The organism is Sphingobacterium sp. (assembly GCF_039596235.1).
In the GTDB taxonomy this organism is placed as follows: Bacteria; Bacteroidota; Bacteroidia; order Sphingobacteriales; family Sphingobacteriaceae; genus Sphingobacterium.
The window spans coordinates 177969-204894 of sequence record NZ_JBCNKE010000004.1 but is presented as its reverse complement, the minus strand read 5'-3'; the positions used below and the strand labels follow the sequence as shown (position 1 = coordinate 204894).

Genomic DNA, 26926 nt, shown 5'->3' with positions numbered 1-26926 from the left:
TGTCGGAATTTTGATCGCAATTGAGATTGTAGACTGCTCGTATTTTTCTTTTGGTTACATTGTTTAAAAAAAATATTTCGATGAAAATTTTAATGGTCTGTTTGGGAAATATCTGTCGTTCGCCGTTGGCACATGGGATATTGAAGCAAAAAGTAAAAGATAAACAATTAAACTGGGTGGTAGAGTCTGCAGGGACAGGTGACTGGCATATCGGTGAAGCCCCAGACCGCAGGGCAATTGCGATTGCCAAGAAATATGGGGTCGATATTTCCGGACAACGGGCAAGACATTTTCAGCCTACGTTTTTTAATGAATATGATCTTATATTTGTGATGGATCGTCAGAATTTTACGGATGTTTGTGCACAGGCAGAGAACAAAGATGACTTAGATAAGGTACAATTGTTTCTCGATGATGATATCGTTCCTGATCCGTATTTTGATGATAATTTGTTTGACCCCGTTTTTCAGATGATTGACAAGCGTTGCTCGGAGATGATCACAAAGATGTCCTCGTAAATGACATTGATATTATCTGACTTTTGTGAATTAATTCCTAATTTTCGATGATAAAAACGTTAAAGGAAGGCTTTTGGGGAAGTCATCATATAAATCATCGACAGGAATATCGATGAATACTATTTTATAAAGGGATCATATGACAATTCTACACAGTTGAATTTGTCTTTTCCGTTAAAAGAAAAAAATGAAAGCAGCAGAAGTAAATAAGAAGTGGAGCACCTTGCAGGAGGAAATTGCTTCTTTGTTTGATATGGAAAAACCTGATATCAAGGTATGTTTATTCCTCATCGGTGTGCAGGAATTAGGGAAAGGACCGCAGAGTTTTTCGAAGCGACAGAAAGAGGAACTGATGCATATCGCAACATGCCGCCTTTTTAGTGCCATGGGATTCTACACGTTAAAAGGGTTGGATGAAGAGGGGTGGCCACACTGGGAACTGGTAAAGCCCATTCCCAACTATACTTTATTGGAACAGGAGCTTATTATGAAGTCCCTAATTATTGATTATTTTGAAGAGTTAAACGTCATCTAAGGTATGAGATTTTTAAAAATTTGTTTAGTAACAATATTTTGTTTTTTGCAGATCTTGGCATTTGCAGCTAAACCGGAGTATAAGTATGTCCAGATTATTACGGACAAGGGAACTTGTGTATTGCGTCTGTATAATGCAACACCTAAACATCGGGATAACTTTGTGAAGTTAGCAAAAAGCAAATATTATGATGGTACTTTGTTCCATCGGGTTATCCAGAATTTTATGATCCAGGGTGGTGATCCAGATTCAAGAAATGCGGTTGAGGGTGCCCAACTAGGAAATGGAGGCCCGGGGTATACCATTCACGCGGAAATTCAGGATAGTCTATTTCATAAGAAAGGCACAATAGGTGCGGCGAGGGACAATAACCCCGCGAAAGCATCTTCTGGGTCACAATTTTACCTTGTTCAGGGTAAAGTATTCACTCCTGAAGATCTCAGTCGCTTAGAACAGACCCGGATGAACGGGAAGAAATTTTCCGAAAGGCAACGTCAAGCTTATACAACTGTTGGTGGAGCCCCACACCTGGACTGGAATTATACGGTATTCGGTGAATTAGTGCAGGGAATAGATGTTATTGACCAGATTGCAGCTGTGAAAACTGACAAGCACGACCGGCCAGAAACAGACCAAAAAATGAGTATGCATGTGCTGACCAGGCGTGAGGCCCTCAACCTGGAACGCGAACTTAAAGGTTTAAAACCCCAAACCGGTTTCTTTACCAAGATAGGTGATCTGTTTTCGTCCAAAGACTATTAAAAGTGCAAATTTCAAAATCTAATATCTAAATATTCATATTCTAAAGAAATGAAAATAGTAACCTATAATGTGAACGGTTTGCGGGCCGCTTTAAAGAAAGATTGGTTAGGTTGGCTGAAAAGTGTGAATGCTGATATCATATGCCTTCAAGAGATTAAAGCTACTCCTGATCAAATCCCGGAGGTAGTTTTGTTGGAAGAAATGGGTTATGAGCATTATTGGTATCCAGCACAGAAAAAGGGGTATAGTGGGGTGGCCATTTTCAGCAAGATTACTCCCACGCACGTAGAATATGGTTGCGGTCATGAAGACTATGATTTTGAGGGACGGATCATTCGTGCCGATTTTGATAGGTTATCGGTGATGAGTACCTATTTTCCTTCGGGGACAACAGGTGATATTCGTCAGGATTTTAAATATCGTTTTTTAGAAGATTTTCAGTTATATAGCAATAAGTTGTTAGCAGAAAAACCTAATTTGGTCGTATGTGGCGACTATAATATTTGCCATCGTGCGATTGACATCCATAATCCTAAATCAAATGCAAACTCTTCTGGATTTTTGCCAGAAGAACGAGAGTGGATGGAAAACTTTATTAATTCGGGATACATCGACTCTTTCCGTCATTTGAATCCAGAACCACATAACTATACTTGGTGGAGCTACCGTGCTGGGGCGCGATCCCGAAATCTGGGCTGGCGTATCGATTATAATATGGTGTCAAAGCCGCTAGAGACGCAAATCAAATCTTCACAGATTTTGTCAAATGCTGTCCATTCTGATCACTGTCCGGTTTTATTGGAACTGGATATGTAGATAAATAGTATTTTGAAAAAAAGCCATTTAACAATTGAGACAAATTTCTTGGTATTCTATTAAGGAGGCGTGCCTAAGGAAATATGGATTAAAACTAAAAAAAACTGGGGTATCCAAATGTTCGGATACCCCAGTTTGTCTAAAAGCTATGTTGATTAATCCACTTAAAGGGAGTTCAATCAATCCGTCAAATCTGTTTCGATAGCTGTTATCTTTAAACCTGACTTTGGATAATAGAGAGTTGTTGTGCAACCTTCTCCGCAATAGTCAAAAATGATTTTGTTACCGGATCTTCCTGATCTATCGCAATAGGGAAACCATTGTCTCCCGCGTCAGAAATGCCTTTAAGTAATGGTATTTCGCCAAGGAACGGTACTTTATATTCTTCAGCCAAACGTTTTCCGCCATCCTTGCCAAAGATATAGTATTTGTTATTTGGCAGTTCTGCCGGTGTAAAATAAGCCATATTTTCAACAACACCCAAGAGCGGAATATTGATGCTGTCCATTAAAAACATACCAATTCCTTTAACAGCATCTGCTAGTGCTACATGTTGTGGCGTGGTGACGATAACCGCTCCTGCAATAGGAAAAGTCTGTGATACCGTGATATGGATGTCACCGGTTCCAGGTGGCATATCGACAACTAGATAATCCAGTTCACCCCAATTGGCATCATTGAAAAGTTGTTTGATGGCAGAGGTGGTCATGGGGCCACGCCATGGAATAGGTTGATTTGGATCGGTAAAGAAACCGATAGAAAGTAATTTTAGACCGAATTTTTCAAGTGGTTCAATTTTAATCTGACCATCTGGCATCTCTACAGAGCCAGGTTTTGCTCCTTCTAATCCAAACATAATTGGTAGCGAAGGACCGTAAATATCAGCATCCAATAGACCTGTTTTTGCTCCTTTTGCATGGAGCGCCAAGGCAAGGTTCGCTGCGACAGTTGACTTGCCGACACCGCCTTTCCCTGAGGAAACCAAAATGATATTTTTGATTCCTGAGACTTGAGCACCTTGTTTACCAACCACATTGGAAGTCATGTTTATCTGGACTTCAAGATCCTTATCAATAAAATGTGCTATTGCGTTGCGGCAAGCATGTTCTATATGGTCCTTTAAGGGACAAGCGGGGGTAGTCAATATAACATCGAAGGCAATTTTTTGGTCTTCGATCTGAATATTTTGGATCATATTCAATGTTACAAGATCCTTTTTTAGATCAGGCTCTTCAACATAGGATAATGCATTTAATATTTGTTCTTTGGTAACCATCTATTATTCATTTGAAATCATGGAATACAAAACTACTCATTGCCGACCAATTTCATGTCATTTGTTTGTTTTTAATGGAATTCGGGTTATATATCCAGTTGGTGTTGGTGAAGGGTCGTTCCTCTAAGTCGTTCAATGAACGCTGTCAATCCTATTAAAACAGGCTAAATAGAGATGAGATGCTTGCTTTTTATGATAAAGCTCTTGTTGGTATTGGGAAAATCCTGGACAATTTTGTTTTCAGTTTAATTGGAGTTTGGATTAGGGATGTTTAGGTTGGTTTATGGGTAATTATAATTGTATATAAAGGCAAATTTATCTAAGTTTGACTATTGATATGCATGAATTTGCATGAAATTATAATTATGTCCAATCGATTTATAACATCTCTGAAGTCCCGCAAGTGGCGATGGCTTTATATTACTTTGGCTGTTTTCTTGATTTTGGTAATCGTGGGGGGCACTTATGCGTACCAAAAGCGAGACGGGATGCTCATGGGGGCGATCAATAAGGCAAAAGCTAAGCTGCTGGAAAAGTATGATATGGATTTGAAAATTCAATATTATGCCTTTCAGGGAATTAATGCGGTTCAATTTAAAAATATACAGTTGCTGCCTAAAAATAGAGAGCCGCTGGCACAGATTAATGATCTGACAGTTTCTGTTAAGTTATGGCCTCTTTTATTTGGTGATGTAAAACTGGGAGAAGTTATTTTGGATAATGCAACGGTTTCTTTGGTTAAGAAGGATTCCATTAGCAATTATGATTTCCTTTTTAAGAAACAAAAGAAGGATACAATAGAGAATGATAACCCGAAACAGAATTTGGCCGCCTTGGCAGACCGGCTACTGAAGAATGTGTTCTTTAAAATCCCGAATGATTTAGATCTTAAAAATCTTGAGCTTTCCTATAAGGACGACAGTACTTCTCAACGCATTGTGATACCCTCAGCTGTCATTGATGGGGGAGATATGGAATCTAAGTTTTTGCTAAACGATCATGAGGCTGCCTGGAACCTCACAGGGACAATAGATTCCGATAATCAGGAATGTGATTTACGACTTTTTTCGGATAAAAAAGAGGTGAATCTTCCATTATTACAACGCAAATTTGGTCTGGCGGTTAGCTTTGATGAAATATCCTTTCGATTGGACAAAGCCAATCGACGGAATAAGGAACTGTTGGAATTACATGGGCAATGGGGATTTAAAAACCTGAAGATAAATCATTGGCGTATCTCCAGTAAAGATGTTGTTTTTCCGGAGGCAATCATGCAGGGAGCATTGAATATTGGCGCTTCTTCCATAGAGGTCGGCAAGGAGAGTACTATACAGGTAAAAGATTTTGTTTTTTCTCCTTATCTAAAATATGTGCATAAGCCAGAGAAAGAGCTCTTTCTTGCGGTCCATACAGATAGAGTCAAAGCACAGGACTTTTTTGATGCCATGCCGGCAGGGTTATTTCCGGGGCTGAATGGTATTCAGGTTGAAGGGCACATTCAATATGATTTAAATTTCGCCTTAGAATTAAAAAGACCTGATAAGCTTCTCTTTTCTTCTAAAATGGATGATAGGGATCTGCAGGTTGTGAAGTGGGGAGAAGCGAATATTGGAATGCTAAATACACCTTTTACCTATACGGCTTATGAGGATGGTAAACTAATGCGTGAGATCGTAGTCGGCCCACAAAATCCGAATTTTACTCCATTGGATCAGATTTCCCGTTATATGCAAATCAGTTTGATTAATACCGAAGATCCTTTTTTCTTTAAGCATAAAGGCTTCGAAGAAAAGGCTTTCAAACTCTCTATTGTTACAAATATCAAAGAAAAAGGGTTTAAGCGTGGGGCGAGTACAATTTCCATGCAGTTAGTGAAAAATGTATTTCTTAACCGTAACAAGACTGTCGTTCGAAAGCTGGAAGAGATCTTGTTAGTCTGGTTGATGGAGCGTTCGCAACAGGTAAGTAAAAAACGTATGTATGAGGTTTATCTCAATGTGATCGAGTGGGGAAATAATGTATACGGAATTACTGAGGCTGCCCGTTACTATTTTGGGAAAACACCAGCGCAACTCGGTCTTGGAGAAAGTATATTTCTGTCCAGTATCGTGCCGCGTCCGAAGAAAGGACTTAACTTTTTTGATTGGACAGGCCACCTTAAAGGCAATATGTTGCGCTATTTTAATATCTATGGTCATATCATGACCAAAACGGGACAGATAGGTGTCGATTCGACTACAGCGGCCTATGGTTTTTATGAAGTCGTATTGCAACCAAATCTTCGTGCCGCTAGGCCTGCTGTTGTAGACTCGGTAGATACATTGGAAATGGGCGATGATCCATTGTTATTTGATGATTTAGGGGGAGGAGAGGCTGCCGACAATCTAGAAGGTATTTCTCTTCCTAAAACGATGAAAAAAATGTCCCAACCTGAAAAACAGGAGGAAGAGATCGCGGAACCGGAAAAGCATAAACGGTCTATTTTTGATAAGATCTTGGGCAGAAACAAAGAAGAAAAGGAAAAAACAGAGGCCGAGGCGACGAAGAATCCTAGGAAAACACAGAAGTAGCCTAGGTAAAATAGTTTGTTAAGGTCGATTTCGGATAGAAATCATACTCCGATATATTGAAATCATGTGTTGGGAAAACAAAAAGAAACAATATAGTGAAATAATAACCCGGAGAAGGAGGATATACGGAAGTAAATAAAATAGTGGCGCGAAACCATCGAATTTATTCAATGAAGCAAATTACCTGATTGCTTCGTCAGAATTGAAGGACAAATTTAAATAGATGAAAAAAATAGAAATTGACGGATTACTTTTTGAACCGCTTTTTGAAGAAGAACAGATTCAGAAAAGGGTTCGTTTGATGGGGATAGACATAAGTCTGCGATATGAGCACAAGCAGCCCGTTTTTATAGGAGTATTGAATGGTTGTTTTATGTTTATGGCTGATCTGCTCAAACAAATTGACGTTCCTTGTGAGATGTCTTTTATTAAATTAGCCTCCTATATAGGTACAGGCCAATCTGAATTGAATGAACTTTTAGGATTAGGTATTGATCTGGAAGGACGGGATGTGATTATCGTGGAAGATATCGTAGATTCCGGACATTCGCTGAAGCATACCTTGGATGCTGTGAAACGATTAAATCCAGCAAGTGTTATCGCTTGCGCACTGCTGGTCAAACCTGAAGCCCTGCAATACCATTTTGAGGAACTCACTTATGTTGGTTTTGAGATAAGTAAGGAATTTGTTGTGGGGTATGGAATGGATTTTAATGGTTTATGCCGCAATTTGCCGGATATTTATAAGAATGTCCCTGTTTAGATTTTTGCGTTAAGTTGTGAAAAGATAGAACTGAATATATAAATTTTGGTATTACCGGGTCTATTTGTCAACTGAAAATAGATCAAGGGACGGGAAAAAACTTCTTAAACGCTTGTTTGTCAATTAGCTTTGTCCCTTGATTCTACAACAATGTTGCTTAGTATTTAAAGGAACAAGTTTCAATATGATCATTGACCATGCCCACTGCTTGCATGTAAGCATAGCAAATCGTGGAACCAAAAAACTTGAATCCTCTTTTTTTCATATCTTTTGCTATTTTATCAGAAATCTCGGTCGTTGCAGGAACATGTTGCAAACTCGGCCAATGGTTGACCAACGGTTGCTGTTCTGGTAAAAATGTATATAGGTAATTATAAAAGCTGCCATATTCCAGTTGGATTTTTTTGAACAGCCGTGCGTTTGTAATAGTCGATTCAATCTTATTTCGATGTTTGATAATGCCGGAGTCTTTTAGGAGTGCCTCAACATGATCTGCTGTATAAAGACCGACTTTATCAACATCAAAATTCGCGAAGGCTTCTTGATAAGCTGATCTCCGACGTAGGATCGTAATCCAGCTTAAACCTGCCTGGGCTGATTCCAATATTAAAAACTCAAATAATGTTTTGTCGTCTTTGACTTGTCGTCCCCATTCCTTATCGTGATAATTGACATACTGTTCATCAGATCCGCACCATTGGCAGCGTACAATTTCTTTTGACATGTTCTATAAAAGATTTTTGAAGGCAATATAACTTTTTATCCTAACTTTACGACCATAAAAGAGTTTCGAATTTAAACAGTCTGTGATTTCTTCGTCGCCGATAAGAAACAGTTTATTTCAATGAAAGTTAATATCTTTAAATATTTTATTGTATTTGTAATTCTCTTTGTGTTTTCGGCTGTACAGGTGAGTGCACAACGACGGATATTGCAACGTGTTGCCCAAGATACGCTGTCCATAACGGATAGTATACATGTTTTAAAAGATTCGGTTTTATCACCTAATCAGAAAATATTGGCATCTCTAAATCCAGCGCTTCAGCAGCAATATCGAATTGTCACCGTAGGACCTGAGGGCTTGGCTGTTCACAATGTGTATGACTATGATGTAAAACAGTTTTTCAAAGGTGAACAACGTAATAATGCCTTGGCGAGACAATATGGGACACCTAAACCACACCGGGAGAACTGGATATTATTTACTGCACTCTTTTTGATATTTGGAGTTGGGTTAATTCGGGTATTTTTTCCTTCAGATATTAAATTGGTGTTTCAGGGCTATTTTGATGATCGCGTGTTATTATCAGTAAGTAAGGAAGATACGATCTTGACCTCTTGGCCATTTATTTTCCTATTTGTTTTGTTTTCAGGAGCAATGGCGTTATTTGTTAGTTTATTTTATGCTTATGAACTGAACCGCTTTGACTTTATTACGTTCCCCAATTATATTAAAACGATAGGTATGGTTGGTGGACTATTTGCTTTTAAAATCGGTTTTATACGATTTTTATCTTTTGTTTTTGAAATTAGAAAGCTGGTAAAAGAATATGTGACAGTGTTATACCTCATTTATTTTAATACCCTATTTTTGATGCTTCCCGTGCTGCTAATCCTGAGCCTGGTCCCATTAAGTGTGGTTGGGGTAGTTTTACATATGGCTATTGCGGGGGCTATCTTACTATTCCTATATAGATTTCTCAAAACAGCGGCACATATTATGTCAATGTATAAATTTTCAATTTCCTATTTAATTTTGTACCTTTGTTGCCTAGAAATAGCACCAATATTAATACTGTTAAGATTATTGAGCTAAAACTGGTTAATATGCAAACTTCAGACGTAGAAAGAGCAAAGAAGGTAAAAAGTGTACTGGTGACTTTACCAAAACCTGAAAACGATAAGTCCCCTTATTATGATTTAGCAAAGAAATACGGGTTAAAATTAGACTTTCGAGGTTTCATACATGTAGAGGGAGTTCCTGCCAAAGATGTGCGTAGGGATAAGGTTAATTTAGCAGATCACACTGCGGTAATATTTACAAGTAGAAATGCTGTAGATCATTATTTTAGGATATGTGAAGAGATGCGATTTGAAGTGTCTGCAGAAATGAAATATTTCTGTATCTCAGAGACGATAGCCCTTTATCTTCAAAAATATATTCAATATAGAAAACGTAAAATTTTCTTTGGTAAACAAACCGCTAAAGACCTGGAAGAAGTGCTGAAAAAACATAAGTCAGAAAACTTCTTATTCCCTTGTTCGGATGTTGCTAATGAAGAAACAAGAAATTGGTTGCAGCAGAATGGCTATAAGTTTACCCCAGCAGTTCTTTTTAGAACTGTAGTAAGTGACTTGAGTGATCTTAAAGATGTATTTTATGATGTGATTGTATTCTTTAGTCCTTCTAGTGTTCAGTCGTTATATGACAACTTCCCAGACTTTAAACAAAACAATACCCGTATTGCTGCGTTTGGTGCGTCAACACAACAGGCTCTTTTAGAACATGGATTGATTTTGGATATCCCTGCACCTACACCAAAAGCACCAAGTATGACTATGGCTGTAGAAGAATATATCAAAAAAGTGAATAAATAATAATCTAGTTAAGGTTAAGAATATAAAGGGTTTTTTTAAACCCTTTTTTTATTGACTTCAGTACTTATGGGATTTAATATATGACGATAATATGGAGCCATACCTGCGAGTACAAAAATAGTAACAGTATTGGCTTAATTTCCATGCGGTTGATAAAGAAACTGGTTACGCGTTTAATAAAGGCATACAGTTTGTGGATAATTGAACCGTTATAACAGGAGATTCATTTCGCTTGTTAAATTCAGGTTTGTAAGGTTGAGCTGGGTTGTTGTAGGGGAAATGTAATAAAAGTGACAGATGTCATTGAGATTTTAATTATATTTCTATTAAATTGTACCGGAATATTTGCTCCAGTTAAGAATAAGGTATAGTCGTTATTTTTAAAATTTGGCAGAAATATTTTTTATGTTTGTAATTAAGCAAAATTAGTCAGTCGTGAAGTTAAAGCAAGTTGATAAAATTTCGGGCATTCGATCAGAAGACTTTTTAAAAAACTATCTGAAACCAGGGTTTCCCGTGGTCATAACAGATTTTATTAGTGCTGATAGTCCTGCATGGAAGAAATGGAGTTATGATTACTTTAAGGAAATAGCCGGGGATATTAAGATTGATGTCTATGGAAAAGAAGAAGATTCAATGGACCGTGCGGCCAGTGCTCCTGTGGGACAAATGACATTTGCCGAATATTTGGATCTGATTACTAAAGAACCTACCGAGTTACGATTATTTCTGTTCAATCTGCTTAAGATACGTCCCGAATTGAAGCAGGATGTTATTTATAATGATGTGACAGGAGGAAAAGTGTTGCAGTGGTTGCCATTTATGTTTTTCGGAGGTGAGGGGTCTAGCACCCGCAACCACTTTGATATTGATATGTCCCATGTGTTCATTTCGCAATTTCAGGGACTTAAAAGAATCTGGCTTTTTCCGAATGATCAATCGGATCTAATGTATAAACTGCCATATAATTTCCATAGTATCGCTAATCCGAAGTATAGTAATTTGGAAGAATTTCCAGGTATAGAATATTTAGATGGATATGAAGCAGTGATTCATCCGGGCGAAACGCTATACATGCCCGCGGGATGGTGGCATTATATACAATATGAGACAGAAGGATATTCTATTTCAGTGAGGGCATTGGCTAATTCGATCAGTGAGAAATTGAAAGGCGCGCGGAACCTTTTTATTACAAGACATTTTGATAATACGATGCGAAAGATCTTTAAGGATCATTGGTTTCATTATAAAATAAATACAGCCAAGCGCCGCGCAAATAACGCTATTAAGAGAAATAAACGATAAAAATAAAGGGGGCTATTTAGCCCCCTTTATCGTTAATAGCTTTCTGATCTAGTGGATATATTTGTTCTAAGCCGATTCTTCATTTTCTGTCCTTTTACTTGCTTCTCTGTAAAATAATGTATAAGGGTCGCTGGAGTAGATTGTCGCCTCCGGATTATGTCTAAATGGAATTTCAGGATTAAAAATTTCACTGAGTATACTTCTTAGAAATTTAACGAAGTTTTCTTTCTGGAAAGCCAAAAAGTCTGCTGTTAATACGCCCTCTTTTCCATTGAATAGGGTTCCTTCTTCTCTCATTTTTCGGGCTACATATAGGTGTGGCTCCAGTTGCTTCCGGCCAGTCTTTTGTTCAAATACGTAGGCGTAGAAAAGTGTTTGTATAAGTGCTTTGTTCTCTGTGTTGGGGGCAAACACCAGATCCATCTCTTTAAATATAACGGAATCACCTCCAGTTTTATAATCAACAATTCGACTGATGATACGATCATCATGTGTGATGACCTCGTCGACACGGTCAATGATACCATATAATGTAACCTGTTCCTCTTTACCATTGACTTCAATAGCGAACGGAAGTGTATAGTCGGTATCGTTTTCCAGTTCTATGATACGAAAAGCCTTGTAGTTGGCTATATCGTATTCAAGATACATCTTGACATATTCACAGGCAATCTTCAACATAATGCGTTGCAGGCTATTAAGGTCGCTCGTAGAATTTAATTCCATCTGATACTGAAAGCCTATTTCCCGAATGACAAAAGATTCGATCTGATTGAATTGCTGTTGTAGGGTGTTCGTTGGAGTAAAATCTTTTATATCCTTAAATGGCAGGAATATTTTTTCCATGACATTGTGGATAACAGTCCCCAGTTTGTTCATCTCAAACTCCTGTGAAATAGAAGGTGGTTCTTTGATACTAGCAATATGCTTAAGGAAGAATTGTAGTGGCGATTGTAGGTATGTTGTTAGCGCCGTTGCTGATATTCTCTTCTGATCGATGATAAAGTCCTGATACATCTTGGACCAAACCTCGCCCTGTTTTTGAATTACGATCTCTGTTGTTTTGTTGGGGAACTGGATGGTTTGCTGCTGAATTTTCCGTTCAAAATTAAACTTGCTTTCAAACTCTAGCTGTTTGATAAACCGACTTTCCTCACCTGTTGAACTTTCGTCTACTAACCCGTTGTAGAAAATATGGATACCTTCACTATATTGAAAATGTCTATAGAACAAATAAGCTGACAGTGCATCTTGATTTTCCAATATCGGAAGCCCGTAAGCTCTTCTTAGACTATTTGGGATAAAAGTCGGAGAATTGGATGTTTTGGGTAGCACGCCTTCATTTGCACCTAAAATATACACGTTGTCAAAATTTAAACATCGGCTTTCCAAAAGTCCCATAATCTGGATACCTTCAAGTGGATTTCCTTCTATCGCCGAATTTATTGACGATATAGCTTTTTTGATCAATCCGATCTGAAAGCTTATGGTTAAAGGTGAAACTGTCTCAAAACCCAATAGCAATTGGTTGAGTGTCTTTTTGGTTTCTATCAGCAGGTTATTGTCAATCTGGCGGATACGTTCTTGTGTGGAGATGCTGTGTAATAGGTCTTCAATAACCTTAATGAGTGTCGGGATCAATTGAGAAGGGTGGGCGATCGGAACAAAAAACTGGGGTAACGCACTTTTGAAATGGAGCTCTTCCAATGCAATTTCAAATAATTGCTTGTCGGCAATCCCTTTTTGAATTTTGTGCTTGTCTTCAACAGCAACCTGTGTTAGCGGATGATTAATAAACGTTTCAAGGGTTTGATAGGAAACCTTGTTTTTCTTTAATTGTGATATTTCTAAATGCACGTCCATCCATAAGTTCAATATACCATAAATAGGGGATTGGGTTAGGGGATAGCCGGTAGTAATATTGGGGTTAACATCAGGTAGGCTTTGGAGTAAAGGAACCAATAGGTTTTCATCGGCTAGCAAAATGGCTGCGGTCTGCTCCTTGTTGTTGCTTTTTTCAAGGATGTCATACAGCAACTTTGTCTGACTTATTTTGCCTGTGCTTGCATATAAGTTGACTGTCGAAGTTCTGTTACCAATAATATTTGGACTATCACCAAGTGCATTAGCAAGCCCGGTCTGAAAAATATTCCGACGAATGAATAGACCAGCTTCTTGCATATTGTCTTCCAAATAGTAAGCATCTGCATCAAAGTAAAAGAGTGCTTTTCCTTCTTCTTGCCATTTGCGGAATAATTTGGCTTCAGCTCTATTCAAAGCATTGAAACCAACGAATAAAACCTGTTGGAAGGATGTTATAAAGTCCTGATGGCCAGCTTTGTCTTCGGCCAGATCACGGTAAATGGTTGGATAATTGGTCTGTCCGCCAGCTTTAAGCGTTTCTTTAAATTTCGTGTATAATATTGGAAGTCTTTTCCATAGTTGTAAAAATCGCTCTTGGACAGCGCTATGACCGGCAAGGGAAAAGGATTGCCAAAACTGACGGATAAATCCCTGCTGTTCTTGTGTAAGGTGTTGGAAAGCAATATCAATTTTGGTGTTATCATAAAGTTCGAGATAGATCTGTTCGATGGGAACCAGATCATAGTCCAATTGTCCAAAATCGCTCAGTACAATCTCCGCAATAGGATAAAATTCTTCTAACGTTTCAGGCTCTTTACCCTCTGCGGCCAAAAGCTCATTATGTATTTTAAAAAGCAGGAAAAACTGGCCCAAAGGGCTGGCCTCGGTATGATTGGTCGATAATTTGAAAAATTCTTGTATGGTAAAAAATTGGGGTGACCAAATTGCTTTTCCATAAACTTCGGCAAGGTGTTTTTTGAGGTATGTAATGGGACGTTTATTGTTAAACACGATGGCAATCTCACTCAAATCGTTTCCAAAACGCCGTTGGATATCCGTTGCTACTAATTTTAAAAAGGCTGTCTGCATCGTGATCGCTTATTTTACTTCAATTAATTGATTTGATTTGGCATAATAGAGGTAGGCTTTGACATTGCTGTAGCCTAGGTTCTCCAAATTTTTCTTATAGTTGTCAACCTGATATTTGTGGCCAATGTAATCCGTTTGCGTGAACTTAAAGTCCAGTACAATTGTCTCTTCTTCAGAAGTAAAGACTTTGTCAGGGCGGATAGTTTCACCCTTAGGAGTAATGATACTGGCTTCATTCCAGATTTTATATTTTCCTGAAAGCCACTGATTGATGACAGGATGGTTCCAGATCTGATTGATTTCTTGTAGCAAGTATGGTTCATCCTCTTTTGATAGTACACCTTCCTGAATGAATTGATGGACCAATCGGGAGATATCTTTTTTTCTAGAGATCTGAGCCATAATTTCATGAGCCAATATCCCATATTGAGCCGCTTTTTCCAGCATCATGATATCATTGATCGTGCGTGTACTGGATTTTTCCAGAGCCATCTCGAGTTGTTTGGAAATGGGGTAGTGGTTGAGCGAAATGGTATTGTCTTCTTGGTTTTGATGTACAGTTCGCGGTATAGTTTGATCGACCTTTATATTGGCATTTTCTAATGTAAACGGAGCAGCAGATGAATCTAAGACCTGATAGAGTACATCGCTTATATATTCATCCCTGATGTCATATCCCGTAATCTCACCAGTCTTTTTGTCCACAGACTCTTTAAATGATGGAGCTGTAATATAAAGGTGTTCAATAGCACGTGTTGTGGCTACATAGAAGGTGTTGAGTGCATCCATATAATTGAACAGCATTTCTTCAAAATACTGTTTGAAGAAGACAGACTTCCCAACTGACGTTGTATATTTTATGGGGATTTTTCCTAATTGGGCAAAGGGCGTATCATGAGTGTCGATCCAGAAATCACTATTGATCATCCCATCCAGATCCCAAGAGCAGAAAGGAAGCATGACAACATCATAAGCAAGTCCTTTTGATTTATGAATTGTTGTAACTTCGATTGCATTTATTTCTCCGTTGGAGGGGAGTACTGCACGATTACCATCTTCTTCCCAGAATTCCAGAAACTGATTAATTCCACGCTCACCATTGGTCGAAAAAGCCGAAATCATATCCTTGAACGCCAACAGGTAGGGAAGGTGAATGTTGTGTTCTGTTGTGAAACCGTAGATTTCAATAAGCTTTTCTACTAAATGAACCAGCGGTTGTTTCTGCCAGATTTCCCAGGAATCGATCAATGCTTGGGGAAGAAAATCTTTCAGTGCATGAATATCGTTGGAAGCAAATAGTAGCCACACGGCCTGATCGACTGTATTATTCTGGATAGTCTGATAGAGATAAACCATTTTTGCTTTATGTATGCTATGTTTATCCGAAGTGTATACGAGTGCTTTTAACGTTTCTATTAGCAGGAGCACTGCATCGTTGCTAGCCAATGATAGCGCATCTCCAGAGATGACCTCAAAATTAAGATTCTCCTCTTTTTTGAAATCCATTAATTTTTGGATAACCAATTTTGCTTGTGCATTACTCCGGACGAGGACACCTATTTGTTTGGCCTGATATCGATCGGTATGAAACCATTCTCCTATCTTTTTGCATAAAAGATCAAGAGATTCCTCGATAACCTGATTTCGTCTGTAGCGTCCATCTGATACAGGGATATATGAAATTTCGATGGATCCTAATTTGTTGAGGTCCCCCTTTTTGTGTACAGGGATTTCCTGTTGACTATTTTCATAGGCTTTAATAAGCATATTATTATTCCCCGAGGCAGCCCACCAATGTTTCCCGTCTTCGTCGAGGTTTTCATTGACCTTTTCATTTAGAATACGCTGCAAATGTTGTGGAATACTACTAAAAAGATAATTGTTTAGCTGTATGATATTCGGAAGACTGCGAAAATTGGTGTCGAGACTACCATTTTCAATAAAACTGGTTTTGGTACGTGCATCTAGGTTGAACGCATGGCCAATTTGCTGTTCGACCTGTTGGAGTAATATGCGCCAATCTCCATTTCGCCAACGATATATACTCTGTTTGACATCGCCAACGATGAGATGCTCACTTAGTGTACCATTGGCATCAGCAAGTGCATTGATCAGTAGCGGGCTGTAGTTTTTCCATTGAATACGTGAAGTGTCTTGAAATTCGTCGAATAAAAAATAATTGAAGCGATTCCCTATCTTCTCCCAGATGAATGTTGGATCGCGGTTCTCATCGATCCCAAGTTTATTTAAAAGGATCTGCGAATCAGAGATTAACTGAGCACTGTTTTCTTTGCGCCATTGGCTTAACAGATCGCTCATTTCTTTGAGCAAGCGTAGGTAATAAAGGTTATTTTGTACCGCTTGATATGCAATGTAAGCTGCTAAATTCTCCTGAAGTTTCTGAAAAGAATGTAGGATGGGAGCAAGTGCAGATTGGAGATCGTAGCGTATATTTTTGCAGCTATCTGTAAATGCCTCCTCATTTTCTATTAGCTGAACGTATTTGTCCAATATCTTGGCAATTTCTGAAGCACTTAATTTGTCTGTTTTTTTATTGGTCTTGCTCGCTGAGATAATTTTATTGCGTGATTTTCCTTTAAGCTCATTTTCGGGAATATTGAACCTCTTGAAGGTCTCACTAAACGTTTCGATCGTTAGCGAAAGTGCTTCTGTGAAAGAGTTTATTTTTTGTTCGATTTCCTGATTTAGGAGGTTGAAAACTTCCCGTGGATTGGCAGAATTAATATAGCTGTCAAACTCCTGGAAATTCTCAGAAAAAATCAGGTTGGCCAAACTCATTAATTGCTGGCGATAGTTCCAATTCTCATTTTTGGCTATTTTCTTCTCCGCATAGGCAATAATCCAATCAAGTAAGTCCGGCCGATCATCTAGTAATTGATTGAGCATGACTGTCAGGTCATTTTTGACTTTGTTGACATTCATCTCGATCTTATAGGCTGCGTCAAGATTGAGCTCATAGGTAAATGCACGGATGACTTTCTGGGAGAAACCATCGATTGTGCTGATGGTGAAATGACTGTAGTCGTGTAGAATACGACGATAGACATTGTAGGATTTCTCCTGGATCAGGTAAGCTGTCCAATCGGGCTGTTGCTGCAATAATAACTTTCTGAAATCTTCGATTTTGGGACTGAGGTCTCCAATAGCTAAGCCGTGGAGCACAGAGAGAATACGTTCTTTCATCTCTGCGGTGGCTTTATTGGTAAATGTTACAGCCAATATCTCTTTATAGCTATTTTCCTTGGATAGCAACAATGTTAGATAATGTAATGTCAGACTAAAGGTTTTTCCTGAACCGGCCGAAGCTTTAAGTATTTTTAATGGCGCAACAGATTTCATGGAATGAAGGTAGAAAGTAAAATGTGAATTGGCAAAAATGCCTGCGATTATTTAAAATAAAAAGTAAGCTTAATTTATATCCGATTCAGCTCGCCTATAATATATCATTCTTGCTCTTCATTATTTAGTGCTTTTATTTAATTCCTGTCAAATATGGGGCTGAAGAATATAACTCGATTGCTCTTATTAAAAAAGCGACTCAATTTAACTCAATAGTAAGTGAAACCAGTTTTCGGTTTGGATACGATTCCAAAGACGAGTAACAAAAGTTAAGGATCAAATATACCATTATGGAGAGAATGGAAAGATGATATTATATGTGAATAGTCTTTTGATATAAATCAAGCCATGTCTAAAAATGTGGAAAATGCTTTTTCTTTACTTCGGCTCAGTGTTAGACCGATAAGGAAATACTGCCATATTGGACAAAGAAAACAGCGGGAAAAATGACGTTGGATGCCATAGGGAAACCTACTGCAATGAATTACCTTGTAAAAGGGGATTTTGGATAGGCTAAAGATGTCATTCTCAGTGAATTTTTATTAAATTATGTCCATGAATAAAAAAAAATAACTATCTTTGCGTCCCCTCTAGTATGAAGCTCGGGGGATATGTTGAATACATAAAATAAAATTAAAAAATGGCAACTAAAATCAGATTGCAAAGACATGGTAAAAAAGGACGTCCTTTTTACCACGTAGTCGTAGCGGATTCTCGCGCTCCACGTGATGGTAAATTCATCGAACGTATCGGTTCTTACAACCCAAACACAAATCCTGCAACTATCGTTTTGGATTTTGAGAAAGCTTTGGATTGGATGAATAAAGGTGCGCAACCTACTGACACAGCTCGTGCTATCCTTTCTTACAAAGGTGTTCTTTACAAAAAACACTTACAAGGTGGTGTGAAAAAAGGCGCTTTTGACGAAACTGCTGCTGAAGCTAAATTTACTGCTTGGACTGAAGCTCAAGAAGCTAGAATCTCTGGTAAAAAAGAAGGTTTAGCTCAATCTAAAGCGGATGCTAAAAAAGCCGCTTTAGCTGCTGAAGCGAAGAAAAAAGAAGAAAAAGCTGCTGCTGTAGCTGCTAAAAATGCTCCTGTAGCAGAAGAACCTGCTGCTGAAGAGACTGAAGCTCCTGCATCGGAAGAAACTGAAGGTTAATTCTTTCATAAAGTATTCGAGAAAGCCGGCTCAATCTTGAGCCGGCTTTTTTAATAAAAGAGCAGGTATTGAAATTTGTTGAGGCCTGTACTGCTTAAATAGACCGTAAGTTTAAATCCTCATCATTTTGATACAAAGTGAAAAAATAAAAAGAGGTGGAATACATAGCGGAAGCTTGATGTATGACATCTCAACATGAATATCTCAATATATACAATACTACAAATGACTGTCGATCAAAGTTTTTATATAGGCTATATCAGCAAAACGAGAGGCCTTAAAGGCGAAATGCAATTGTTTTTTGAATTTGAAGACTATGAGCGTTTGGATATGGATGTCGTTTTTTTGGAGATCAATAAAAAACTTGTTCCTTATTTTATCGATACGATAAAACTGCAAAAAAATAGTACCGCCTATGTGACATTCGAAGACGTAGATCACATCGACAAGGCGCAGGCGCTCGTTCGAAAAAAGGTTTATCTTCCCAAGGATAAAATGCCTGAACGGGATCCGGATGATTTTAGATATACAGATTTAATAGGCTTTTTGGTGATCGATGAAAATCATGGTGAATTGGGGAGAATTACGGATGTACAGGAATTCCCACAGCAGTTTGTCGCTACGGTCGATATGGACGGAAAAGAGTTGATGTTCCCATTATCCGATGATTTAATCTTGGGCATAGATGGAGAAGAGGAAATTATCGAAGTAGAATTGCCTGAGGGGCTAGTCGATCTCTATAACGAATAAGAGCGATTGTCCTAAAAGTTCGTTCCTGATTACAAAATAAGGATCTAAATTTAAGGTGTTTTTTTAATCCTCGTGCATACGACGAAGAAGGTCTAAGTTCGTAAAACAATTTAGACCTTTTTCTGTCATAAAATTTAAGTCCGATTTTATTTAATAGTATTGATGTGCTGAAACATTCAGGAGTAGCTCAACTCTGCTGGATTTTGAGTATCTTGGTAGTAGATAATCAATTTATTGACCACATTAAATGATCTGTTTTGAAGCCATTATTGATCCTTATTTCAACGATATTTTTGTCCTCTTGCGTTTTTCTGGGAAAGGATAAGGAGTTCTCCGCTGGAAATTACCAGGTTATTTGCGGCTATACCAATGAGGCTTATTTGAAGGCTAAAGCCGATAATCCGCTAAATGTTGAGCCTGATATCCCCTGTGATCATCCGCTTTATCATCGTTCCTTTCTCTCGCTACGGGATAAAGCACATTTTGTCCTCGCTATAGACGATGTCCTGTTGAATGGTAAATACACATTTAAAGGAAATAAGCTTGAGCTTATAGATGCTGCCAAGGGAAAACTTTCCTTGGATATTATCCAGATAAACAAGGATTTTGTGCAGTTGAAAGGTGACTTCTCTCCATTTAATTCCGCCCATTTGCCCAATACCGAACGCCTATATATCAATTTCGAATTGGACAAGACTCCCATTCGCGAGCAGCCTAGTAAATTTGATAGCGAAGTCAATCTGTGGCGTAATATTCCAACAAGAGCTGAGAACGAGCGAGAGATAAAGGCCCGAGCATTGAATTTTTTGGATTATTCGATTGCCTATTTTCAGCATATCTCTAATTCCGGTGTTCATAATGATTATAAAATAGATGGGGTCGAATCTCCGATTACCTATGCCCGAAATGGAATAGTATTAAAAAGATGGGAAGATGTTCCTGTCTCGTGGAAGGAGCTGTTTTACAACGAGGAAAATGCATTGGTTGCCTATAAATATTTAATGGATGGGTTTAAGTACGGACAGAAGGAGAAGTATAGTGTTTCCGGTCTATTGTTAATCACATTCTATTTAAAGAACCTACGCAATGCTCTTTCTACTTTGGAGTAATTTGGGCGGGAAAAAATTGGCACGAGGCAGCTTTGGTGCCATAATTTTTAGATTTTCAAAAAAATATTTTTGTTGTTTGGTTTTTTAAAACGATATTAGCAACGCTTATAGAGAAAGGCCGAGGGACTAGACCCAGTGAAGCCTTAGCAACCTGTATTGTTCAAGGTGCTAAATTCTACCCTGCTCCATGTGGGAAAGATAAGTTACATGCAGATAGACATATCCTCGACTTGTGCGTTTCGATGTAAGCCAACCCAAACTTAAAACAGTTTTTTAATGAAGATTACCGACCATATCCAGAACGCTAAAGGAAAAACATTGTTTTCTTTTGAGCTATTGCCGCCTGCTAAAGGACAGGGCATCCAAAGTATTTTCAAAACAATGGATGAACTGATGGAATTTAAACCACCTTTTATTGATGTAACTTATCATCGTGAAGATTACATCTATAAGGAACATGCTAGCGGGTTATTGGAACGTGTGTCCTATCGCAAGCGCCCGGGAACAGTGGCAATATGTGCTGCTATCATGAATAAATATAAGGTGGACGCAGTCCCGCATCTGATATGCGGAGGCTTTACCAAAGAGGAAACGGAAAATGCTTTGATTGACCTGAATTTCCTGGGTATCGACAATGTGTTGGTGCTGCGAGGTGATGCGCGCAAAGGCGATGCTGATTTTATTCCAACTGAAGGTGGCCATGCTTTTGCAACGGATCTATTGGAGCAGGTCACAGATATGAATAAGGGGAAATATCTCCATGAAGATATTATTACATCTGAGAAAACTGATTTTTGTATTGGTGTTGCCGGATATCCTGAGAAGCATTTTGAATCCCCTAATTTCAATACAGACTTTAAATACCTGAAGCAAAAAGTCGACATGGGGGCCGAATTTATCGTGACACAGATGTTCTTTAATGTAGAAAAATACAAGGAATTTGTGACCAAATGTCGGGACAACGGAATTCATGTACCTATTATTCCGGGGCTCAAACCTTTGACGACAAAAAAACAGTTGGTCACATTGCCACGAATTTTCCACTTGGATATTCCAGAGGAATTGAGCGATGCCGTTGCATCATGTAAAACCAATGCCGATGTGAGGCAAGTAGGTGAAGAATGGCTTGTGCAACAATGTCAGGAGCTGATTAAATTTGGTGCGCCTGTGTTGCATTTTTATACCATGAGTAATCCCGGGCCAACCAAAAAAATCGTTGAAAAATTAGCCTAAAAATCAAAAAAAGCGAGGGAAGCCCCTCGCTTTTTTTATTGAACCTATAGTAGGCATACCATTATACCTATTGCGAAAGAATTCCTGTACATGCAATTGTTGCCTTCATGTATATACGGGGCTTAAGATGAAATCAGCCCCCTTTTAAAAAAATATATTTCTCTTTTCATTATAGAAGAGGTTTCTTTAGAAAAAATATTTTTAGATAGATCATGGTGTTAAATAGTGTTAATTAACATTTTTAAATCGAGATAACTGTTTAATTTAAAGTACTAAAAGGAATAAAGATTTAGACCAATTGACCTTATGACGTACAGTAAATTAAATACTCTATTCGGTTTGACCTGTGGCCTCGTTGCTACGTTTGTGTACATTGCTACCGTCGAAAAGACCGTGAGTTGGTGGGACTGTGGTGAATTTATTGCATGTGCCTACAAGCTTGAGGTTGCCCATCAACCTGGAGCACCCCTATTTTTGCTTATTCAGAATGTTTTTTCCAATCTGGCATTCGGTAACACCGGGAAGATAGCCTACTGGATGAATATTGGTTCGGCGATTTGTAGTGGTATGACGGTGGCATTCTTATTCTGGACAATCACCGCAATAGCCAAGAAGATTTTGAAAAGGCCACAGCAGCCTACTTTCTCTTACTACTTACAGCTATTCGCTGCAGGGACAGTCGGAGCAATGGCTTTCAGCTTTAGCGATACATTTTGGTATTCCGCTGTGGAATCTGAAGTATACGCGATGTCCTCGCTTTGTACAGCAGTGGTTTTCTGGGCAATTTTCAAATGGGAAGTGCGGGCGGATCAGTATGGAAGCGACCGCTGGTTGATTTTTATTGCTTTTGTTATGGGACTTTCGATCGGAGTCCACCTCTTAAATCTGTTGGCTATTCCCGCCATAGCTATGGTGGTCTATTTTAAAAGGACCTCGGAAATAAATCTGAGAGGTATTTTAGTTGCATTTTTATTGAGTTTGTTGGTTCTGGCAGCAATTCTTTGGGGTATCATTCAGTGGTTGGTAGCTTTTGCTTCAAAAATAGACCTGTTGTTTGTGAATTCGCTCGGACTGGGGTTTGGGGCTGGAATTCTCTTCTTATGCATACTTATCGGTGGTACCATTGTATATGGCCTTTTTTATTCACATAGAAACCGGAAGTATACGTTAAATACGGCCTTATTGGCCTTTTGTTTCATTCTATTTGGTTATAGTTCCTATTCCATGGTATTGATCCGCGGAAAAGCGAATCCATCCCTCAATAATAATGCGCCTGATAATGTATTTTCGTTTTTAGGTTATTTGAGCCGCGAGCAGTACACACAGGAGCCTTTGGTGAAAGGGCCATATTACGATTCGAAAGCTATAGACATAAAAAGTAAGACTGGTTATCGGAAAGATGAGTCCAATTATACAGCATTTACACAGGTTGATAAGTATGATTTTGATCGAGAAACATTTTTTCCGCGTATCTATAGCCAGGATCCAAATCATCAAGCTTACTATAGAAGTTATCTCAAATTAAAAGACGGTGAAAGACCGCAGTTTTCTGATAACTTTAAGTTTTTCTTTCATTTTCAATTGGGGGAAATGTATGCACGTTATTTCTTATGGAATTTTGTGGGAAGACAGAATGATAAGCAGGGTTATGGGTCATATACCGATGGGAATTGGCTTTCAGGATTAAAAAAGTTTGACAATTGGCGTCTTGGCGGACAATATGATCTCCCAGAATCACAGCAAAATGATCCCAGCCGAAATACGTATTTTTTCCTGCCTTTATTATTGGGTATAGCAGGAGCGATTTGGTTATATACGCACCATAAGCCCTATACTTTGGTGGTGACTTTATTATTCGTTTTCACTGGTATAGCGATTGTTGTGTATCTTAACCAAACTCCGTTACAACCCCGTGAACGTGATTATGCTTATGCGGGATCCTTTTACGCTTTTGCTATTTGGATCGGGCTAGGTACAATAGCATTGGTGCGTTTTTTAAAGCGTTTTGTTCAGACCCCTTATGCGTTAGTTACAGGTTTATCTTTTGCACTTTTGGGCGGGCCGATTATTCTGCTACATCAAAACTGGGATGATCATAATCGTTCCGAAAAATCCTTGGCACGGGATATTGCACGCAATTACCTTGAAACCTGCGCACCGAATGCGATCTTATTTACCTATGGCGATCATGATACCTTTCCGTTATGGTATTTGCAAGAGGTGGAAGGTGTTCGTCCAGACGTCAGAATAGTTGTACTGAGTTACTTAACGGGTGATTGGTATATGCAGCAGGCCAAGAAACCGACCTATCAGGCTGATGGACTTCCGATTGCAATCCCTGCCGAAAAAACAAAAAAGGGTATTCGCGATTATATCCCATTTATAGATCGACAGTTGAATGCTGCTGTTGATATTCAACAGTTATTGCAGTTTGTTACTTCCGATAATCCAGATTATAAAGTTCAGCTGAATTCGGGTAGTTTGGAGAATTATTTCCCGACTAAGAAGGTTAGATTGGCTATCGATAAAGCTGAGGTGTTAAGAAAGAACGCTGTACCGGCTTATCTACAGCATGCAGTTGTTTCTACAATGGAATGGGAAATTCCCGGGGATCACTTATCCCGATCGGATCTGACTTTGTTGTCCCTCCTTGAAAATAATCATTGGGATCGACCGATCTATTTTTCAAATATGCTGCCCGGTGATATTAAGTTGGGACTGGATAAATATCTTGTCAATGAAGGATTCGCTTCAAGGCTGATGCCCGTTGCTGTGACCAATGAACAGCAGGCGTCTGCTGGCGAGATGACAGCTTTCGTCGATGTGGAAGCCTTATATGATAATATCATGCATAAATACAATTGGGGGAATATCAAGAATGCAAAATATTTAGATACCGATTCCTTTCGCTTCTCGAGTATGTATGCGCGGGATATTTTTGGTAAGACAGCACGGTTACTGTTGGAAAACGGACAGGTCAAACGAGCTGGAGAAGTGGCCAAGAAAGCTTACGACCAATTGCCGGATCGAGTATATGCAATGTCGGATGCGATTAATTATGTAGATATCATTGATAGCCTATACCGTTCCGGACAAGGGCACCTTGCCGGAAATATCGTAGACAGAAACCTGGATTATGTTTCACAAAATATGGACTATTTACACCAATTGGTATTAGATCAAAAAAATCTAGGCTTTGAATGGAGCGAAATGCAGACGGCATTAGACTCGGTGGATCGTTATCGAGATATTTTATTGACAGCCAATGATAGCAAGCGGTTGGCACGTGTTGAGGGGCTTAGAAAACAGTATCAGCAATGGTATGGCATAGAATAGAAAAGTAAAAGGTCGGAATTGTTTCCGACCTTTTACTTTTTATGGTTTACTTAACCATTTTTCTTTACTTCTTTTCCCCAAGAGTCTTTCAATGTAACTGTACGGTTAAAGACCAAGTGTTCAGGGGTGGAATGTGTGTCCAAAGTAAAATAGCCTAAACGAATGAATTGATACCCTTTTCCTGGGGTAGCAGTAGCTAGATCTGGTTCGATATAAGCACGTTCAATTATATGTAAACTTTCAGGATTAATAGAATCTTTGAAGTTTTCGGCTGCAGCTGGATTTTCATCATTGAATAACCTGTCATATAATCTTACCTCAGCTTCCTTTGCATGGGGAACAGAAATCCAATGAATCGTTCCCTTAACTTTCAATCCAGATGTATCTTCGCCCGATTTTGAATTAGGGATATAAGTACAATGTACTTCTGTTACCTTTCCATTTTCATCTTTGATGAAATCGTTACAAGTAACGATATAGGCGTGTTTTAGTCGAACAGAAAGGCCCGGGCCGAGACGGAAGAATTTTTTTGGAGCATCTTCCATAAAGTCCTCTCGTTCAATCCAAAGTTCTTTGGAAAAAGGTATAGTCCTATGGCCCTCACCACCTTCAACTTCAGGGTTATTCTCACCGACTAAATCTTCTACTTGGCCATCTGGATAATTTGTGATCACTAATTTGATCGGATCAAGGACAGCCATTCTGCGCCAGGCAGTTTTATTCAGATCCTCACGGATACAAAACTCCAGTAAACTGACGTCAATCATGTTTTCCCGTTTTTGAACGCCGATCTTGTCGCAGAAGTTACGAATACTCGCGGGAGTATATCCTCTTCTTCTTAAACCCGAGATTGTTGGCATCCGTGGGTCATCCCAGCTTTCCACAAACTTATCATTGACTAGTTGCAATAGTTTACGCTTGCTCATGACCGTATATGTCATATTTAAGCGTGCAAATTCATATTGTTTTGAGGGGAAAATTTCCAATTTCTCAATACACCAGTCATACAGGGGACGATGCGGAATAAATTCTAGTGTACAGATCGAATGTGTGATCTTCTCTATAGAATCCGATTGTCCATGTGCAAAATCATACATGGGGTAGATGCACCATTGATTGCCTGTCCGGTGATGATGAGCGTGTTTGATGCGGTACAACAAAGGATCGCGCATATGCATATTCGGGCTAGCCAAATCTATCTTTGCGCGTAGTACCTTTTCGCCATCTTTGTATTTACCGGCACGCATGTCTGCGAATAGAGCTAGATTTTCTTCAATAGACCTGTCGCGATAGGGAGTTGGAACTCCCGGTTCCGTTGGCGTGCCTTTTGCTGCTGCAATTTCTTCAGCTGTACTATCGTCAACATAAGCTAAACCTTTTTTTATGAGCTCAACAGCGTAGCTGTAAAGTGTCTCAAAGTAATCCGAAGTATATAATTCCTCTGCCCACTGGAATCCAAGCCATTGAATATCTTTCTTGATGCTTTCAACATACTCTATATCCTCAGTGACAGGGTTAGTGTCATCAAAACGTAGATTAGTCTTGCCATTATACTGCTGTGCTAATCCAAAATTCAAGCAGATAGACTTGGCGTGACCAATGTGGAGGTAACCATTTGGCTCAGGAGGAAAACGTGTTAATACACGTCCGCCATGTTTTCCTGTACGAAGATCCTCTTCGACAATTTCCTCGATAAAATTTAATGATTTTTCTTCACTCATAGTACAAAGTTAATTATTCGCGGCGAGATATTAGCTAGGAGATCGTAGATATTCGGCTTAGCGTGAGCGGTTAAATGAGACAGTCGATTTGTTTAGCACTAACGGGCCTCGTAGCAAGTGGATCTCAAACAAAAAAGGGGCACTCTAAATTGAAATGCCC

The 26926-nt window shown here is 38.8% G+C and carries 19 protein-coding genes and 1 riboswitch; of the genes, 14 read left to right on the top strand and 5 right to left on the bottom strand.

Annotated elements, in window-relative coordinates; translation table 11 throughout:
* The first annotated feature begins 80 nt into the window (after positions 1-80).
* The 4 genes from ABDW32_RS10705 (at position 81) to ABDW32_RS10690 (ending at position 2631) form a co-directional block, all read left to right on the top strand.
* Positions 81-518, top strand: coding sequence for a low molecular weight protein-tyrosine-phosphatase (locus ABDW32_RS10705; RefSeq protein ID WP_343562207.1), 438 nt, complete (start codon positions 81-83; stop codon positions 516-518).
* Positions 519-705: 187 nt separating this feature from the next.
* A complete protein-coding gene (locus ABDW32_RS10700; RefSeq protein WP_343562205.1) occupies positions 706-1053 on the top strand; it encodes a hypothetical protein in 348 nt (115 codons plus the stop codon).
* A gap of 3 nt (positions 1054-1056) precedes the next feature.
* Positions 1057-1815, top strand: coding sequence for a peptidylprolyl isomerase (locus tag ABDW32_RS10695; protein ID WP_343562203.1), 759 nt, complete (start codon positions 1057-1059; stop codon positions 1813-1815).
* Positions 1816-1863: 48 nt separating this feature from the next.
* Positions 1864-2631 (top strand): exodeoxyribonuclease III, encoded by a 768-nt coding sequence (locus ABDW32_RS10690; RefSeq protein ID WP_343562201.1) that lies wholly within the window; start codon positions 1864-1866, stop codon positions 2629-2631.
* A gap of 214 nt (positions 2632-2845) precedes the next feature.
* Here ABDW32_RS10690 and ABDW32_RS10685 read toward each other — a convergent pair whose 3' ends face one another.
* Entirely contained in the window at positions 2846-3907 is a 1062-nt protein-coding gene (locus ABDW32_RS10685) for an Mrp/NBP35 family ATP-binding protein (protein WP_343562199.1), read from the bottom strand.
* Between the two features lie 365 nt (positions 3908-4272).
* On the opposite strand from ABDW32_RS10685, the gene ABDW32_RS10680 reads away from it, so the two are divergent.
* Positions 4273-6477, top strand: coding sequence for a biosynthetic peptidoglycan transglycosylase (locus ABDW32_RS10680; protein WP_343562197.1), 2205 nt, complete (start codon positions 4273-4275; stop codon positions 6475-6477).
* A gap of 223 nt (positions 6478-6700) precedes the next feature.
* A complete protein-coding gene (locus ABDW32_RS10675; protein ID WP_286589316.1) occupies positions 6701-7240 on the top strand; it encodes a phosphoribosyltransferase family protein in 540 nt (179 codons plus the stop codon).
* Between the two features lie 157 nt (positions 7241-7397).
* On the opposite strand, the gene ABDW32_RS10670 is transcribed toward ABDW32_RS10675, so the two are convergent.
* Entirely contained in the window at positions 7398-7964 is a 567-nt protein-coding gene (locus ABDW32_RS10670; RefSeq protein WP_343562193.1) for a DNA-3-methyladenine glycosylase I, read from the bottom strand.
* A 120-nt stretch (positions 7965-8084) separates the two neighbouring features.
* Between ABDW32_RS10670 and ABDW32_RS10665 the strand changes: the two genes are divergently transcribed.
* The 3 genes from ABDW32_RS10665 to ABDW32_RS10655 all read left to right on the top strand — a co-directional run bounded on the left by ABDW32_RS10665 (position 8085) and on the right by ABDW32_RS10655 (position 11143).
* Entirely contained in the window at positions 8085-9056 is a 972-nt protein-coding gene (locus ABDW32_RS10665; RefSeq protein ID WP_343562191.1) for a DUF4271 domain-containing protein, read from the top strand.
* Between the two features lie 11 nt (positions 9057-9067).
* Positions 9068-9838: a uroporphyrinogen-III synthase gene (locus tag ABDW32_RS10660; RefSeq protein WP_343562189.1), complete on the top strand. Its 771-nt coding sequence runs from the start codon at positions 9068-9070 to the stop codon at positions 9836-9838.
* Positions 9839-10273: 435 nt separating this feature from the next.
* Positions 10274-11143: a cupin-like domain-containing protein gene (locus ABDW32_RS10655; RefSeq protein ID WP_077437139.1), complete on the top strand. Its 870-nt coding sequence runs from the start codon at positions 10274-10276 to the stop codon at positions 11141-11143.
* Between the two features lie 66 nt (positions 11144-11209).
* Here the strand turns inward: ABDW32_RS10655 and ABDW32_RS10650 are convergent, their stop codons facing one another.
* Together ABDW32_RS10650 and ABDW32_RS10645 are read right to left on the bottom strand one after the other, a co-directional pair.
* Complete coding sequence (locus ABDW32_RS10650) at positions 11210-14095, bottom strand: PD-(D/E)XK nuclease family protein (protein WP_343562185.1); 2886 nt, start codon at positions 14093-14095, stop codon at positions 11210-11212.
* Positions 14096-14104: 9 nt separating this feature from the next.
* The gene (locus ABDW32_RS10645) at positions 14105-17455 is read right to left on the bottom strand and encodes a UvrD-helicase domain-containing protein (RefSeq protein ID WP_343562183.1); all 3351 of its coding nucleotides are present in this window, start codon (positions 17453-17455) and stop codon (positions 14105-14107) included.
* Positions 17456-18095: 640 nt separating this feature from the next.
* On the opposite strand from ABDW32_RS10645, the gene ABDW32_RS10640 reads away from it, so the two are divergent.
* The 5 genes from ABDW32_RS10640 (at position 18096) to ABDW32_RS10620 (ending at position 25045) form a co-directional block, all read left to right on the top strand.
* A complete protein-coding gene (locus tag ABDW32_RS10640) occupies positions 18096-18617 on the top strand; it encodes a 30S ribosomal protein S16 (RefSeq protein WP_343562181.1) in 522 nt (173 codons plus the stop codon).
* A 195-nt stretch (positions 18618-18812) separates the two neighbouring features.
* Positions 18813-19367, top strand: coding sequence for a ribosome maturation factor RimM (rimM, locus tag ABDW32_RS10635; protein ID WP_343562179.1), 555 nt, complete (start codon positions 18813-18815; stop codon positions 19365-19367).
* A gap of 257 nt (positions 19368-19624) precedes the next feature.
* Positions 19625-20476 carry a hypothetical protein gene (locus ABDW32_RS10630; RefSeq protein ID WP_343562177.1) on the top strand — a complete coding sequence of 284 codons (852 nt, stop codon included), beginning with the start codon at positions 19625-19627 and terminating at the stop codon, positions 20474-20476.
* A 102-nt stretch (positions 20477-20578) separates the two neighbouring features.
* Positions 20579-20681, top strand: a riboswitch (SAM riboswitch).
* A gap of 71 nt (positions 20682-20752) precedes the next feature.
* A complete protein-coding gene (gene metF / locus ABDW32_RS10625; protein ID WP_077437133.1) occupies positions 20753-21709 on the top strand; it encodes a methylenetetrahydrofolate reductase [NAD(P)H] in 957 nt (318 codons plus the stop codon).
* 306 nt (positions 21710-22015) lie between these two features.
* Positions 22016-25045, top strand: coding sequence for a DUF2723 domain-containing protein (locus ABDW32_RS10620; RefSeq protein WP_343562174.1), 3030 nt, complete (start codon positions 22016-22018; stop codon positions 25043-25045).
* A gap of 50 nt (positions 25046-25095) precedes the next feature.
* On the opposite strand, the gene ABDW32_RS10615 is transcribed toward ABDW32_RS10620, so the two are convergent.
* Positions 25096-26766, bottom strand: coding sequence for a glutamine--tRNA ligase/YqeY domain fusion protein (locus tag ABDW32_RS10615; protein ID WP_343562172.1), 1671 nt, complete (start codon positions 26764-26766; stop codon positions 25096-25098).
* Positions 26767-26926 lie beyond the last annotated feature (160 nt).